The organism is Limnohabitans sp. B9-3, from assembly GCF_002778325.1.
Lineage (GTDB): Bacteria > Pseudomonadota > Gammaproteobacteria > Burkholderiales > Burkholderiaceae_C > Limnohabitans > Limnohabitans kasalickyi.
Map to the genome: position 1 here is coordinate 21,589 of NZ_NESI01000002.1, position 14,451 is coordinate 36,039.

15 protein-coding genes are annotated in these 14,451 nt (G+C 55.3%); 7 read left to right on the forward strand and 8 right to left on the reverse strand.

Annotation, left to right across the window (positions count from 1 at the left end; translation table 11 throughout):
- Window positions 1-32: 32 nt before the first annotated feature.
- From B9Z42_RS02960 to B9Z42_RS02995, 8 genes are all read right to left on the reverse strand, one after another.
- Complete coding sequence (locus B9Z42_RS02960; protein ID WP_100131866.1) at window positions 33-878, reverse strand: SDR family oxidoreductase; 846 nt, start codon at window positions 876-878, stop codon at window positions 33-35.
- Window positions 879-898: 20 nt separating this feature from the next.
- A complete protein-coding gene (locus tag B9Z42_RS02965) occupies window positions 899-1,621 on the reverse strand; it encodes an ABC transporter ATP-binding protein (RefSeq protein ID WP_100131867.1) in 723 nt (240 codons plus the stop codon).
- Window positions 1,618-2,412 carry an ABC transporter ATP-binding protein gene (locus tag B9Z42_RS02970; RefSeq protein WP_100131868.1) on the reverse strand — a complete coding sequence of 265 codons (795 nt, stop codon included), beginning with the start codon at window positions 2,410-2,412 and terminating at the stop codon, window positions 1,618-1,620. Before B9Z42_RS02970 ends, B9Z42_RS02965 begins: the two co-directional genes overlap by 4 nt.
- A complete protein-coding gene (locus tag B9Z42_RS02975; protein ID WP_100131869.1) occupies window positions 2,409-3,239 on the reverse strand; it encodes a branched-chain amino acid ABC transporter permease in 831 nt (276 codons plus the stop codon). Before B9Z42_RS02975 ends, B9Z42_RS02970 begins: the two co-directional genes overlap by 4 nt.
- Window positions 3,236-4,120, reverse strand: a complete 885-nt coding sequence (locus B9Z42_RS02980; RefSeq protein WP_143474024.1) for a branched-chain amino acid ABC transporter permease — start codon at window positions 4,118-4,120, stop codon at window positions 3,236-3,238. Before B9Z42_RS02980 ends, B9Z42_RS02975 begins: the two co-directional genes overlap by 4 nt.
- Window positions 4,121-4,184: 64 nt before the next feature.
- Window positions 4,185-4,958, reverse strand: a complete 774-nt coding sequence (locus tag B9Z42_RS02985) for an alpha/beta fold hydrolase (protein ID WP_100131871.1) — start codon at window positions 4,956-4,958, stop codon at window positions 4,185-4,187.
- A gap of 42 nt (window positions 4,959-5,000) precedes the next feature.
- Window positions 5,001-5,441 (reverse strand): MarR family winged helix-turn-helix transcriptional regulator, encoded by a 441-nt coding sequence (locus B9Z42_RS02990; protein WP_100131872.1) that lies wholly within the window; start codon window positions 5,439-5,441, stop codon window positions 5,001-5,003.
- 2 nt (window positions 5,442-5,443) lie between these two features.
- The gene (locus tag B9Z42_RS02995; protein WP_158235892.1) at window positions 5,444-7,426 is read right to left on the reverse strand and encodes an NAD(P)/FAD-dependent oxidoreductase; all 1,983 of its coding nucleotides are present in this window, start codon (window positions 7,424-7,426) and stop codon (window positions 5,444-5,446) included.
- Between the two features lie 208 nt (window positions 7,427-7,634).
- Between B9Z42_RS02995 and B9Z42_RS03000 the strand changes: the two genes are divergently transcribed.
- The 7 genes from B9Z42_RS03000 (at window position 7,635) to selD (ending at window position 14,411) form a co-directional block, all read left to right on the forward strand.
- A complete protein-coding gene (locus B9Z42_RS03000; RefSeq protein WP_100131874.1) occupies window positions 7,635-8,174 on the forward strand; it encodes a lipocalin-like domain-containing protein in 540 nt (179 codons plus the stop codon).
- Between the two features lie 56 nt (window positions 8,175-8,230).
- Window positions 8,231-9,031, forward strand: coding sequence for a 2-keto-4-pentenoate hydratase (locus B9Z42_RS03005; RefSeq protein WP_100131875.1), 801 nt, complete (start codon window positions 8,231-8,233; stop codon window positions 9,029-9,031).
- Window positions 9,032-9,127: 96 nt separating this feature from the next.
- A complete protein-coding gene (locus B9Z42_RS03010) occupies window positions 9,128-10,402 on the forward strand; it encodes a Rieske 2Fe-2S domain-containing protein (protein WP_100131876.1) in 1,275 nt (424 codons plus the stop codon).
- Window positions 10,403-10,431: 29 nt separating this feature from the next.
- Window positions 10,432-11,418, forward strand: a complete 987-nt coding sequence (locus tag B9Z42_RS03015; RefSeq protein WP_100131877.1) for a tripartite tricarboxylate transporter substrate binding protein — start codon at window positions 10,432-10,434, stop codon at window positions 11,416-11,418.
- Between the two features lie 5 nt (window positions 11,419-11,423).
- Window positions 11,424-12,203, forward strand: coding sequence for an SDR family NAD(P)-dependent oxidoreductase (locus B9Z42_RS03020; RefSeq protein WP_100131878.1), 780 nt, complete (start codon window positions 11,424-11,426; stop codon window positions 12,201-12,203).
- Entirely contained in the window at window positions 12,116-13,294 is a 1,179-nt protein-coding gene (locus B9Z42_RS03025) for an alpha/beta fold hydrolase (protein ID WP_143474025.1), read from the forward strand. Before B9Z42_RS03020 ends, B9Z42_RS03025 begins: the two co-directional genes overlap by 88 nt.
- A 67-nt stretch (window positions 13,295-13,361) precedes the next feature.
- Window positions 13,362-14,411: a selenide, water dikinase SelD gene (gene selD, locus B9Z42_RS03030; protein ID WP_100131880.1), complete on the forward strand. Its 1,050-nt coding sequence runs from the start codon at window positions 13,362-13,364 to the stop codon at window positions 14,409-14,411.
- The last annotated feature ends 40 nt before the right edge of the window (window positions 14,412-14,451 follow it).

Below are 14,451 nucleotides of genomic sequence, written 5' to 3' on the forward strand. Positions count from 1 at the left end.
AGTCTCCTGTTTGAGGTGGTTGGGAATTCAAGTCAACGATCCAGCTGAGTTTTGAAAGCATCGGCCATTTCAAAACCCGTCAAGATGCTTTGGTGGCGCTCTTCAATCACCGACTTCATGGCGCTGTCGGTGAAGATGAAGAACTCTTTGTTTTGGATGGCCTGCCAGATGCGACGGGCAACGAATTCGGGGCTGACACCCACCGTACTCAATGTCTGTGCCAAAAATGCTTGTTCGGGTCGGTTTGTGGGACCGCCCAAACGGGGTGGTCTGCTCACGGCGCTGCCGAAGTCACTGTCCACAGCGCCAGGACACAAGACGGAGACGGTGACATGGCTATCTGCAAGCTCATTTCTCAACCCCTCAGACATGGCCACCACGGCATACTTGGTCATGGAGTAGGCGCCTGTTAACCAGTTGGGATTGACTTGCAAACCACCGATCGACGCGGTGTTGATGAAATGCGCTGCTTGTCCGTGTTGGCGCATGCGCGGCAGGATGTGGTGAATGCTGTGAACAATGCTTTTGATGTTGACATCGATGACCCATTGCCAGTCTCGCAAGCTCATCTGTGCCATGGGCACACCGTGCATGGCGACCCCCGCGTTGTTGAAAGACAGGTGGATCTCGCCAAATGCTTGCTCGGTGAAATCGGCCAGGGCTTTGACGGACTCCGGGTCGGACACGTCCGTCAAGAAGGCTTTTGCACTCAAGCCTTCACTCAGGCACTTTTGCAGACTTTGCTCGAGCAAATCCGATTGGATGTCTGCCAAGACCACATGCATGCCCTGGCGCGCCAGCAGCAGTGCGGTGGCGGCCCCGATGCCCGAGGCAGCCCCCGTCACGATCGCTGTTTTTGAGGTTGGAAGGGTAGTCATAGGGAATCAGGCTGCGGCATTCATGCGGCATGCCCCATGTAACTGGCCATGACACGAGGGTCCACCATCAAGTCACGCGCCAAGCCCTGTAAGGTGAATTCGCCGTGTGTCAAAACCATGGCCCGGTGTGACAACGCCAAGGCACGTTTGACATTCTGTTCCACCAACAAAATGGCCACACCAGCATCACGCAGTTCTGCCAAAGCATGGAAGACTTCTTTGGTGATCAATGGCGACAGGCCCATGGAGGGTTCATCGATCAACAGCAATTGCGGGCGATTGATGATGGCACGGGCCACCGACAACATTTGTTGTTCACCGCCTGACAAGTTGCCAGCCCATTGGTCCGCCCGTTCTTTCAGTCTGGGAAACCTGGCGTAAACTTTTTCGAGCGCCAATTCAAAGGGTTCTGCACTTGGGCGAATTTCCCATGCCAGTTGCAAATTCTCTTTCACCATCAGGGTTTGCAAAGTGCCCCGTCCTTCAGGCACATGCAGCATGCCCAGGCGGGCTAATTCATGCGTGGATGTTTTTGAAATGTCATGACCTAAAAATGATGCACGGCCTGATGACAAAGGCAGGAGGCTGGAGATGGCGCGCATCAAACTGGTCTTGCCCGCACCATTGGCACCCACAACAGCCACGGTCTCGCCTTCCCGAACTTCCAGCGATACGCCACGCAGCGCGCGAATGGGGCCATAACTGGCCGACAGGTCCGTGACAGAAAGAAGAATTTTGCTCATGGTTGATCACCTTCTGATTCGATGCCCAGATAGGCGCGCAGAACTTCTGGGTGCTTCAGAACAATCTCGGGACTGCCTTGGGCAATTTTTTTACCGTAGTCCATGGCCAAGATGCGGTCGGACAATTGGCGAATCAAATTCATGTCGTGCTCAATCAGCATGACGGCACCCACATGGGCGCGAATTTTTTGAACGTCATGAATCAGTTGCTGCGTTTCTGAGTCGTTCATGCCGGCCGCAGGCTCATCGAGCAGCAGCAATTTGGGCGAACCGGCCAATGCCCGCACGATCTCCAGTCGTCGTGCATCGCCATACGACAGTGAGGCTGCGGATTGATTCGCTTTGTCAGCCAGTTGAAGCAAGGACAGCCAATGCATGGCCTTCTCCATCACCTCCCGGCGATGCTGCCCCGGCCAAATCGATCGCCAAGGGTGCTCAGTGAACACCTTGAAAGCCACCAGCACGTTTTCAAGAACACTCATGCGCTTGAACAAACGGATGTTCTGAAATGTGCGGCCTACCCCCATGCGACCGATGTGGTGCATGGGCCTGTGTGTGATCTCCGTGTCACCCAAATGGATATGGCCTGAGGTCGCCCGGTAAAAACCGGTGATGGTGTTGATCAATGCCGTCTTGCCCGCCCCGTTGGGACCGATGATGCCCAAAATCTCACCGGGCAAGACTTCCAAATCGATGCCATCGATGGCTTTGACGCCGCCAAAATGTTTGCACAGATCGGTCACCTTCAAAACAGGAGAGATGACCGCTGTGTGGGGGGTGGAGGTGTTCATGATTCAAGACCTCGCTTTTTGAAACGTGTGGTCAGCGTTCGGAATGCCAGCAAGCCTTGCGGCCTGAACAACAACATGATCAGAATCGCCAAACCAAAAACCGTAGGGCGCCAGTCTGCGAGGACCCTGAAATACTCGGGCAGCAGCGTCATGACTGCGGCGCCTAGCAAAGGCCCCCACAGGTTGTTGGCCCCGCCCAGCACAACATAAAGCACCACGTAAACGGACAGCAACACATCGAAACTTTCTGGACGAACAAAGTTCATGTAATGCCCATACAGCGAGCCCGCGACCGCAGCGATGGCAGCGCCTGCAGAGAAACCGATCAAGCGCACGGCCGTCACATTGATGCCCAATGAGGCCGCCACACGATCGTCTTCGCGAACGGCATCACAGATGCGTTGCAGTGGGCTGTAAGACAGTGCCACCAAAAAGCTGCCCACAAACGCCAGTGCAATCAAAACACTGTTGAGGTCAGCCCCAACCATGCCACCAAAGCCCGAAACAGCGCCCACGTATTTGACGTTTTCGATGACGACACGAACGCAGAAGGTGATGCCCAAGGTGACCAAGATGAGGTAGATGCCGCGCTGGCGCAGTGCGGGGTAACCCAAAATTGCCGCCAAGACAGCCGCACCCGCTGCGGCGACCAAGGTCGAGGGCAAAAGGGGCCAGCCAAATTTGACGGTCAAAACGCCCGCGCCGTAACAGCCAATGGCCATGAAGGCGCCTTGGGCAAACGACAAACTGCCGGTCAGCAAGACCGTGTAAACACTCCAGGCCAACAAGACGTTGATGCCCGCAAAAAACAGGTGATCTGCAATCATGCGCGTTGCTCCTGACTATGAACGCCGCCACCGAACAGGCCACCGGGCCTGAAGGTCAGGACCACGATCATGGCGACCCAAACGGTGATCTCGACCAACCGACCAAAACCAAACACATACATCAGCGACTCCAAAACACCGACCAGCAAGCCACCAATCACAGCGCCTCGCAAATCACCCAAACCACCAATGGCCATGATGGCGAGCGCCTTGAGGCCAAAGGTCAAACCGATGTCTGAGCTGGCTGCCCCGCCGCGCAAAGCCAACAGCAATCCAGCCTCTGCAGCCAAGGCGGAAGAGATGAAAAATACCGTTTGCGTGACACGGCGCACATGGATGCCCAGCAGCGATGCCGACACACTGGACTCGGCCAAAGCCCTGATTTGTCGACCCATGCGCGTGCGTTGCAGCAGCAATTGCAAGCCGATCATCAGCACAATCGTGATGCCCAAAATCAAGAACTGCAAGTTGAGCACTTGAACGCCCAACAAAGAGGTGCGGCCCGTCAACCAACCTTCGGGGGGCGTGACGGGTACGGGCTCGGTACCCCACCATTTGTGCACCAAGTCGGCCATGACCAAACCCAACGCCATCGAAGCCAGCGCTGCAGTGATCTTGGCATCTGCCGTTTGAAACCGTCTGAACGCCAAAAACTCGGTCAACACACCGATCAAGCCGCCCACAATGAAGGCCATGGCAAACGCCCAAGGCATGGGCAGGTGCGACATGGACATCAGTCCAATAAAACCGCCGAACATGAAAACTTCTGGATGTGCAAAGTTCAATTTGTCCAGCACACCGATCACAAGTGAGAACCCGATCGCCACCAAGGCGTACATGGCCCCGCTGACAATGCCATTGATGATTTGTCCTGCCAACATGTCTAGCTCCTTGGCTTGAAAAATAGGGCGCCCAATGCGCTTGAAGGCGGATTGAAAAATTCGTTCACGACGGTTGAACCTCACGCATGAATTTCAGAGAGGAGGCCGCAAATTCAGTGGCTTGCTCCATTTGCGGCAAATGTCCACAGTTCGGGTAGACCACCAATTGGGATTGCGGTATCAGTTTTGCAAACGCATGGCCATAGGCCAAAGGCATGATCTTGTCCTGATCGCCCCAAGCGAGCTGCACGGGGCATTGGATGCGGTGCAGCCATTTGTGCAGCATGGGGTCATGCAGGCGGGGCTCGAAAGCCAGTCGTTCAACGGTGCGCCTGTTTTTCTGAGCAGTGGCTGGCTCAAGCGGGTGACTCAGCGCGAAGGCCACCATCTTGTCGTCTACAAAGGTGTTGCGCACCGCTGTAGCCGGGTCCCATTGAAACGTATCGCCAGGGGGTGTTCCTTCTAGGCGGATGCCAGCGCAGCCAATCAACACCATGGATGAAAATCGTTGTGGCTCACGAATGGCCATTTCCATGGCCAACCAGCCGCCAATGGAGCTGCCAATCACATGCACCTTAGACAAACCCAGTTGATGGAGAAAGTCGCTGTAAAAATACGCGAGGTCATGGATGTTCTCTAGCCAGTCCGGCGCGTCAGACTCACCAAATCCTGGATGCTCAGGAACCCAGACATCGAAATGCGCTGTGAAGCTTTCTAGGAATGCAGGAACCTTCGCAGCACCGTTGGCACCATGCAGATAAAGCAAGGTTGGCCCTGAGCCGCCACGGCGCACACGCACCTTGCAGTCGTTGACGGTTAACCATTTTTCTTCAAACATGCGCGGTTACCTTTAGCCAAAAAATCATGCTGAACATGTGTTTCATTTTTCGAGACGGTGCAAAACCTTGAGCATCAGTTGCGTAAAAACTGCCCGCTCTTCTACCGACAGCGGTAAGAGCAGCCACTTCTGTATGCCGACCACGGAGGCCGAGGCCGTCTTGAGCAGCACTGCGCCTTCATCGGTCAGGTAGAGCTGCCGCACGCGCCGGTCGTCTGGGGAATGGCGGCGTTGGATCAGCCCGCGTGCCTCTAACCTATCCAGGACGCCGGCAATGGTGGAGGTGTCGATATAAATTTCGCGTGACAGGGTGCTCTGGTCTAGCCCAGGACGCTGCGACGTGGTCATCAATGCCGCCCATTGGACAGGCGTGAGGCCCGTTTCATCCAGTTCGGCCGTAAAGCGCATGACCGCGAGCTGGTGCAACCTGCGAAACAGGTGCCCCGGCATGTCGTCCAGCTTGATGACTTTCTTGGTTGCCATGGTTAACGCATGAACTCGTAATCAGCGGGCTTGAAAGTGGCCGTGATGTTCCAGTAGTCCATCAGGCTGTGCGGCCAAGTCTGAGATGCACGACCTTGGCTGTTTGTATACCAACTGGTGGTGCGTGCAGCACCCCAGGCGCGTTTGAGGTTGCCTGCGTCGACCCACGCGTTGTATTCCTCGAAGGGTTCGGCCTTGCAGTCCAGCGCCTTCTGACCATTCGCCAGCAAATGGCCGATGGCACGCATGGAGTACTCCACCTGACATTCAGAGGAAAAGATGGCGCTGCCATTGATGACAACGGCTGTGTTGGGGCCTCCGGTCATGAACAGGTTTGGAAAGCCCGGCACCATGATGCCCAAATAAGCGCGGCAGTCGCCGGCCCAGCAATCGCGGTGAAGTTCTCGACCATCCATGCCGGTGATCTTCATCGGTGAGAGAAAGTCGGAAGCTTTAAAACCCGTCGCAAAAACGATCACATCGAATGCATGCAACTCACCGTCTTTGGTCCGAATGCCTGTGGTGGTGAATTCTTCGATGCCTGTTGTGTTCAGCTCCACATGCGGCACCTTCAGCATGGTGGCCCACGCACCGTTGTCGCGCAGCATGCGTTTGGCGGCGGGCGGGTAATTGGGCGTCACTTTGGCCAAGAGGTCGGGTCGGTCGCTGTACTGGCCAGCCATCCAAGCCAAGCAACCCTGACGCAGTTCTTCGTTGGCGCGGCCAACGGAAACGGGATGGTCCCAGCCTTCGTCGACTTCTGTCAGTGGCAAGCGGCCTTCAACCGCGATCCAGAATTGCCAGAAGCGAAACCAGCGGCCGTAGAAAGGCACATGTTTGAGCAGCCACTGCATACCAGGCTTGATGTCGTCGTGGTACGTGGGTGTGGGCAGCATCCAAGGTGGGTTGCGCTGGAACACGGTGAACTGCGACACACTTTGTGCAATCGATGGGCCGATTTGGAAGGCGCTCGCACCGGTGCCCACCATCGCCACCCGTTTGCCCTCCAGGTTTGGAGATTGCGGCCATTTACCGGAGTGGATGATCTGACCTTTGAAGGTGTCGATACCGGGAATGTCTGGAAAACTCGGCCGACTCAGAATGCCAACGGCAGTGATGACGGCATTGAATTCTTCTTCAAGCACAGTGCCATCAGCGTGACGCACGCTGAGTGTCCAGCAGCCACGCGCTTCATCAAAACGCATGGCATCAATTTCGGTATTGAATTGGATCTTGCTGCGGATACCGGCTTGGCCTGCCACCGTTTTTAGGTAGGCATGGATCTCGGGTTGGCGGGAGAACTGTTGTGGCCAGTCGGGCTTTTGCGCGAACGACAGGCTGTAGGCAAAGTTGGGCGTGTCCAGCCGGCAACCTGGGTACCGGTTTTCCCACCAGACGCCACCCACCTCTTCGTTTTTTTCATAAACAGAAAAGTCCACACCTGCCTGCTGCAGCCGGTAAGCTGCTGCGATACCACTGACACCTGCGCCGATGACGGCGACGCGAAAATTTCTGTCTGGTGCAATGTCTGTCAACTTCCAATCGGGGGCGCCCATGTCGCGCGTGATGTTCAATTCATGTTCTAACAGTGGCCGCAGTTCGTCCAGGTCGCCGCGGACAAGATAAGCGACACATTGGTCAATCAGTGATGGGGGAGGGGCGTCCTGCACAGTTTGCCCGCTGTCACGAAACTTGATGAGGGTCGCAGTGGCCAGGCGCCTGGCTTTATCTTGGGCCTCCGTGCTCATCCCACCTTGGGGGGCGATCGTTGTCATCATGGGCGGCGTCGGGGGCTTGAGATCCGGTGTGATCAACGACGTGTCACCGGTGATCATGGCAAGCGTCGCCAGTAGCGCGGGGAGGTCGGCCTGATCCACGGCTTGGCGAATGAAATCATCGGTCGCGTCGATTTTTTCAACGTGATTGAAATGCCCCAAGCCGTTACCGTTGGCAATGTCTGATGTCGTATTTCGCTGTTGCTGCATAGTCTTGAATTTCTTCTGACTCGTACGAATAAGCATTGTTTGCATGCGTACGATTTTTTTCGATAGTAAGACGGCCTTTGCAGCCCGTGCACTATGGAATTCCCTAGTGCCAGTGACAGGCGGTCCACTTGCTGCCGCTTGCGACTTGTCTTGCATTGGAAGGGCATTCAAAACGTAATTGACAGCATAATCATTCAACCTATTCGGCATGACCCACCACACCTCAAGGAAATATCGCCATGAAAATCTTGTTGTTCGTTGCAGCGATTCCCTTCAAACGCTCATGACCCGAGAAGCAGCTGTAACTCAGCCGAACGACACGCCAGCCAGCCGCTTACTCGGCACTTGGCAGCTGGTTTCGGTGATCCGTGAAGAGGTTCCTTCGGGTCTCACCATCGATCTCATGGGGCCGAACCCACAGGGGTTCATCACCTATTCAGCGGATGGCCGAATGGTCGTCATCATCGTCCGCGGCGATCGTCATAAGCCGGCGGCTACCACGGCCACGGCAACTGAGGCTGAGAATTTATTTCGCAGCGTCATCAGCTATGCCGGCACTTACACCATCGCCGGCAACGAGGTGACCCATCACGTGGACATCTCGTGGAATGAAACTTGGACCGGAACCCAGCAAGTGCGCATCTTCAAGCTCGAAGGCCACAGGTTGTCTCTTTCCACACCGGTATCCCCAGACCCGCTTGATGGCAAGGTCAGCATCCGAAGCCTGGTCTGGGAAAAATTGAAATAGGTCGATAGACAGACCGTGTCATGGGTTGCACATTCCTTACTTGGTAAGCTCAGAGGATGAATTCGAAACAACTTCTTGCCTATTACGACAGCGGTGAATGCTGGTCGCAGGCGGTCAGCGCCACTCAGGGCTATGACATCCATTCGGCCTATCAGGACGCACTGGCTGTTCGTGAGCTGAGGCTCGCCAGAGGTGAAACACCGCGTGGCTACAAGATTGGATTTACAAACCGTACGATCTGGCCTCGCTACAACGTCTTTGGTCCAATTTGGGGCACAGTTTGGAATACAACCCTCACGTTTTGTTCTGAGGCTCATGTTTTCTCTCTTTCGGGGATTTGCCAGCCACGAATCGAGCCAGAGATTGTTTTCGGATTCAAGGAGACGCCAAAGCCTGACGCCACCCTGGACGATATCTATCAGTCGTTGGATTGGATGGCGCCTGGTTTTGAGATCGTTCAGTCGCACATGCCAAATTGGAAGTTTGAAGCCGCGGACACCGTTGCAGATGGCGGACTTCATGCCCACCTCATCGTTGGCGAAAAAACCTCTGTGGCATCGGTGGCGAAATCAGCTCAAGAGCTTCATGCCTTGCTAGCGAAAGCAACCGCCACGTTGTACAGAGACGAGAATCTGGTTGAAGTCGGGGCAGGGGCCCATGTGTTGGATAGCCCCCTTCACGCGCTCGAGCATTTCCTGAAAGAATTGAGATGTTGCCCTGGTTCAACAGACATCCAAGCTGGTGACGTCGTGACCACAGGGACTTGGACGGATGCTTATCCAGTGGATGCTGGTGCGTCTTGGAGATCTAGTTTTAGCTTGCCCGCGGCTTCTTTGACCGTCCATTTTGAAGATTGATTGAAGCGATTTCTAATGCCTTACTCAATATCCACATCAGCAGTTGGCATGTGTTGCCACACCTTATAAACCCTTACTAAACTGGAGACTTTTTTCATGAACAAAGAGATGTCTGAAACCCTGACACGCGTTGGGCCCGGCACGCGCATGGGTAATTTGATGCGTCGCTATTGGGTGCCGGCTTTGACGAGCAGCGAAATTCCACAGCCCGATGGCCCGCAAGTGCGCATCGAGTTGTTGGGTGAAAAGCTGCTGGCGTTTCGCAACACCGATGGCCAAGCCTGCATGATCGGCGAGTTTTGTTCTCACCGAGGTGTGTCGCTTTATTTTGGCCGTAACGAAGAAAACGGCATCCGCTGCGCTTACCACGGCGTCAAATTTGACGGTAATGGCCAGTGTGTGGACGTGCCCTCCAACCCCAAAGCCTGCGCGCACATGCACATCAAGGGCTACCCCTGCGTGGAGCGCGGCGGCATTGTTTGGACCTACATGGGCCCACCCGACAAAATGCCCGAGCCGCCCGAACTCGAGTGGTGCACCTTGCCCGACAGCCATGTGTTCGTGTCCAGGCGTCTGCAGTACTCCAGTTACCTGCAGGCCATGGAGGGTGGCATCGACACCGCGCACGTGTCGTATGTGCACCGCTATGAAGTGGACACGGACCCGATGCACCAGGGCGTCAAGGCGCTCGACTACATCAAGGCCGATGGCAATGTGGTGTTTGAAATCGAAAAGACCTCGTTTGGCATGAGCTTGTACGGCCGTCGCATGGGCGAGCCCGACAGTTTTTACTGGCGCATCACCCAGTGGTTGTTCCCTTGGTTCACCATGATTCCGCCGTTTGGCCACCATGCCTTGGGTGGCCATGCCTGGGTGCCGGTCAACGACCACGAGTGCTGGGCCTGGAGCATGAATTGGCAACCCAAGCAGCCGCTGAGCGCCGAAGAAAATGAAGCCATGGCCGCCGGCAAAGGCATCCATGTGGAATACGACGCCCCTGGCAGTTTTGTGCCCAAAGCCAACCGCGACAACGACTACTTGATGGACCGCAAGGCCCAACAGGAGAAGCGCGCTTATAGCGGTGTGTTCGGGTTTTCGGCACAAGACTACTCCTTGCAGGAAAGCATGGGCGCCATTCAGGACCACGCTGCCGAAAAACTGCTGCCCACCGACCGGGCGATTGTCATGGCTCGGCGCATGCTGCACGACGCAGCGGTGGCGCTGGAGCAAGGCATTGAGCCCCCGGCATTGGATGCCGCTGAGCAACATGTTCGCCCTGCCGGCGTGTTGTTGCCCAAAGGCGATGACCCCATGGTTTGGGCCAAAGCACACCTGGCCAATGGACTGGACGAACCGGTTTTTTCGATCTGACCGACCTCCAAAGCTCAACAGGAGACAAGATGAAAAACTTCAACCGTCGACAATTGGGTGCTTTGGTGCTGGCCACCACCGTGTGTCTGGGCGCTGGCACATCGGCTTGGGCGCAAGAATGGGCGCCAACCAAGCCCGTGCGCATCATCGTGCCCATCACGGGCAGCACCAACGATGTGTTGGCGCGGCTGATCGCCCCCAAACTGCAAGAAGTTTTCGGGCAGCCCTTTGTGGTGGAAAACAAACCTGGCGCAGGCGGCAACATTGGTGCTGACATGGTTGCCAAGGCAGCCCAAGACGGCCACACCTTGCTGATTGGCTACAACGGTCCTTTGGCCATCAACGTGGGCTTGTTTGACAAGATGCCCTATGACCCCATCAAAGACTTGGCACCCATCACCCTGATGGTCAAGGCCCCGCAATACTTGGTGGTCAATCCAGCCTCCGGTATCACCAGCGTGAAGGACTTTGTAGAAAAAACCAAAGCCAATCCGACGAAGTATTCCTATGGATCTGTTGCATTGGGTAGCGCGTCTCATCTGACGATGGAAATGTTCAAGTCGGCGGGGGACTTTCACATCACCCATATTCCTTACCGAGGGGCAGGGCCCGCAATCACCGACTTGATCGGGGGCAACATTCAGGCGGGGTTTTTTGTGCCGGGCAACGTGCAGCAGTTCGCCAGCGAGGGGCGACTCAAGTTGTTGGCTACCTCGGGCCTGAAACGCTTTGCCAGCATGCCCCAAGTGCCCACTCTCAGCGAGTCAGGCTATCCCGAGTTTGAGGCGACTTCATGGATTGGCTTTCTTACCTCTGGCGGTACACCCGCGCCCATCATCGATCGCTACAACCGTGAGATCGTGAAGATCTTGCGATCCCCAGAGATCACCAAGCGTTTGTTGGAGATGGAGTTTGAAATTGTGGCTTCCACGCCCAATCAGTTCCGCGACTGGATCGGCTCTGAAATCAAGCGCTGGGGCAAAGTCATCAAAGACACCGGAACCAAGGCGGAGTGAATGGCATGAGTTCTCTGCGTCTCCAGGGCAAAGTCGCGCTCATTACCGGTGCGGGTTCAGGCATTGGTGCGGCGACGGCGCATGTGTTCTGTCAGCAAGGTGCCGCCGTTTTTCTGGTCGACACCAACACCCAGGGGCTAGCGTCCACACGTCAGAGCATTGAGCAGACCGTGCCGCAAGCTCGGGTGCTTTGCCTTGAGGCGGATGTGACTGACGCAGCGCTGGCTTCAAAGGCTGTGGATTTGTGCGTCAACGCTTGGGGCTGCTTAGACATTCTGGTGAACAACGCGGCCATGCGTAACTATTCGCCCGCTGCGGACGCCACTGCTGCCGAATGGCATGCCATCGTTGGTGTTAACTTGGTGGGCATCACGCACTACTGCCATGCCGCCTTGCCGCATTTACGCAACAGCGGGCAGGGAAGCATCGTCAATGTGTCATCCTGCTATGCCGTCAAGGGGCGTAAAGGTATGGCGCTTTACGATGCGACCAAAGCGGCCCAGGTCTCATTGACCCGATCGCTCGCTTTTGAAGAAGCCGTTCATGGTGTCAGAGTGAATGCGGTGTGCCCCGGCTCCACCTTGACCGAGTTTCATGTGGCTCGCGCCCAAAAAATAGGCAAAGGGGTGGATCAACTCAAAACAGAGCGCAAAGACACGTCGTTGCTGGGTCGCTGGGCTTCGCCTGAAGAAATTGCTTGGCCTATTTTGTGGCTGGCTTCTTCGGAGGGATCTTTCATCACGGGGACGACGTTGGTGGTGGATGGTGGCTTGCACATTGTCTGATCGCCCTACAACCTCATCCTTCAAACGGACTCCTATTTGGAAATGCAATGAATACATTTAAATTGAAATCAATTGTCGGGCTAACGCTGCTTGTGATGGCAGGTTGCGCAAGTCAACCGACGCAACTGACGACGTCTTTGGCTGCGCCAACGTATGCACAAGCCGAGCCGCTAGGGGTCGGGATGGAAGGGTGGACTTACCCTTATCCAGTGCAGTACCTTCAGTTTGAACAGCAAGGGCATTTGGTCAGAATGGCCTATATGAATGTCCAGCCAAGTGTCAAATCCAATGGACGCACTGTGGTTTTGTTTCATGGCAAAAACTTTGGCGCCGACTATTGGGAAAACACCATTCGAACGCTGTCTGCGCAGGGCTATCGGGTGATTGCCCCAGATCAAATTGGCTTTGGCAAATCTTCAAAACCCGAGATTCGTTACACCTTTGCAGATTTAGCAGACAACAACGTGCGCTTGCTTGACCAACTGGGCGTGAGTCGCGTAGCCGTTGTCGCTAACAGCATGGGCGGAATGTTGGGCGTTCATTTTGCACGCAGACACCCGCAACGTGTGAGTGCATTGGTTTTGGAGAACCCACTGGGCTTAGAGGAGTATGTGCCTGCAATTCCGAAGCAGTCGACTCAAAGTCTTCAAAAGCAGGAAATGGCACAAACGACGGACAGCTATCGCAGCTTCATCAAGAGCTATTTCAAAGACAACTACCGCCCAGAGTTTGAGCGTTTTGTCGAGCAATTCTCGCGTGTGCAGCGCAGTTCTGAATATCCGCGTTATGCCTTGGTCTCCGCTTTGACGTATCAAATGATTTATGAAGGCGCGACCTACAACGAGTTGCCCAATTTAAAGCTGCCTGTGCTGCTGACGATCGGACAGCTTGACCGTACGGTTTTTGGCAGGCGTTTTGCTCCCCCCGAGGTGGTCAAGGGCATGGGCTATTTCCCTCAACTCGGCAAGGATGCACAAAAGCGCATTCCTGGCTCGATGTTGGTTGAGCTGGATAACGTAGGCCACGTCCCACATCTTGAGGCCCCTGACCGTTTTCATTCAGCGGTGTTGCAGTTTCTCGCTGACAAATAGCCCATTTGTCTTGAACTTTTGCTGCTCCAAGTTACCCATCCGCTCTTTTTCGAATCCATCAAACGCCATGAATCCTTCTGAACCCCGTCTGACCTCTCTTTCCCACGGCGGCGGCTGTGGTTGCAAAATTGCACCAGCGGTTTTGTCTGAAATTCTCAAAGGCACATTGCAGATGCCGATTCCCAAAGAGTTGATGGTGGGAATCGCCACAGCAGATGATGCGGCTGTTTACAAACTCAACGACCAGCAAGCGTTGATTGCAACGACAGATTTCTTCATGCCCATCGTGGACGACCCTTATGAATTTGGGCGGATTGCGGCGACCAATGCCATCAGCGACGTCTACGCCATGGGCGGTAAACCCATTTTGGCGTTGGCTTTGGTGGGTATGCCCATCAACGTGTTGTCAACAGAGACCATCGGCAAAATTCTTGCCGGAGGTGCATCGGTTTGCAATACGGCAGGCATCCCCATTGCTGGCGGGCATACGATTGATTCCGTTGAGCCTATCTACGGACTGGTCGTGCTGGGTTTGGTTCATCCCGAACGTGTGAAACGAAACGACGGCGCAAAAGTTGGCGATGTGTTGGTGCTGGGCAAGCCGATTGGCGTTGGCGTTTTATCGGCGGCACTCAAAAAGGACGTGCTTGATGCGGCAGGTTACGAATCCATGATCTCGAACACCACCAAGCTCAACACCCCGGGCCCCGAGTTGGCTGAATTAAACGGCGTGCACGCCTTGACTGACGTGACGGGTTTTGGTTTGGCGGGCCATGCCCTTGAAGTCGCTCGAGGCGCCAACCTTACTGCCCATATCAAATGGGCCGATGTGCCCTTGTTGCCCAACGTGTCCGCTTTGTTGAAAGATGGCTATGTCACGGGGGCTTCTGGCCGCAACTGGGATGGTTATGGCAGCGACATCAGCCTTGACAGCGGGTTACCTGCTGAGTGCCAAGCCCTGTTGTCAGACCCGCAAACAAGTGGTGGATTGTTGGTCAGTTGTACGGCTGAGACAGTGCCCGAGGTTATGGCTGTTTTTAAGCGTCACGGGTTTGATGATGCCGCAGTCGTGGGCCACATCGGCGAGTTTCAAAACGCACGCTTGATCGTCACCTGATCGTTCAGCTTGCGCACTGCCATGAACCATGCAAAACGTC

Excerpts from the sequence above, each read along its gene's own strand:
- B9Z42_RS03020 (WP_100131878.1), top strand. The coding sequence starts at position 11,424 with ATGAGTTCTCTGCGTCTCCAGGGCAAAGTCGCGCTCATTACCGGTGCG.
- B9Z42_RS03005 (WP_100131875.1), top strand. The coding sequence starts at position 8,231 with ATGAATTCGAAACAACTTCTTGCCTATTACGACAGCGGTGAATGCTGG.
- B9Z42_RS03010 (WP_100131876.1), top strand. The coding sequence starts at position 9,128 with ATGAACAAAGAGATGTCTGAAACCCTGACACGCGTTGGGCCCGGCACG.
- selD (WP_100131880.1), top strand. The coding sequence starts at position 13,362 with ATGAATCCTTCTGAACCCCGTCTGACCTCTCTTTCCCACGGCGGCGGC.
- B9Z42_RS02985 (WP_100131871.1), bottom strand. The coding sequence starts at position 4,958 with ATGTTTGAAGAAAAATGGTTAACCGTCAACGACTGCAAGGTGCGTGTG.
- B9Z42_RS02980 (WP_143474024.1), bottom strand. The coding sequence starts at position 4,120 with ATGTTGGCAGGACAAATCATCAATGGCATTGTCAGCGGGGCCATGTAC.
- B9Z42_RS02960 (WP_100131866.1), bottom strand. The coding sequence starts at position 878 with ATGACTACCCTTCCAACCTCAAAAACAGCGATCGTGACGGGGGCTGCC.
- B9Z42_RS03015 (WP_100131877.1), top strand. The coding sequence starts at position 10,432 with ATGAAAAACTTCAACCGTCGACAATTGGGTGCTTTGGTGCTGGCCACC.
- B9Z42_RS02995 (WP_158235892.1), bottom strand. The coding sequence starts at position 7,426 with ATGCAGCAACAGCGAAATACGACATCAGACATTGCCAACGGTAACGGC.
- B9Z42_RS02975 (WP_100131869.1), bottom strand. The coding sequence starts at position 3,239 with ATGATTGCAGATCACCTGTTTTTTGCGGGCATCAACGTCTTGTTGGCC.
- B9Z42_RS02965 (WP_100131867.1), bottom strand. The coding sequence starts at position 1,621 with ATGAGCAAAATTCTTCTTTCTGTCACGGACCTGTCGGCCAGTTATGGC.
- B9Z42_RS03000 (WP_100131874.1), top strand. The coding sequence starts at position 7,635 with ATGACCCACCACACCTCAAGGAAATATCGCCATGAAAATCTTGTTGTT.
- B9Z42_RS02970 (WP_100131868.1), bottom strand. The coding sequence starts at position 2,412 with ATGAACACCTCCACCCCCCACACAGCGGTCATCTCTCCTGTTTTGAAG.
- B9Z42_RS02990 (WP_100131872.1), bottom strand. The coding sequence starts at position 5,441 with ATGGCAACCAAGAAAGTCATCAAGCTGGACGACATGCCGGGGCACCTG.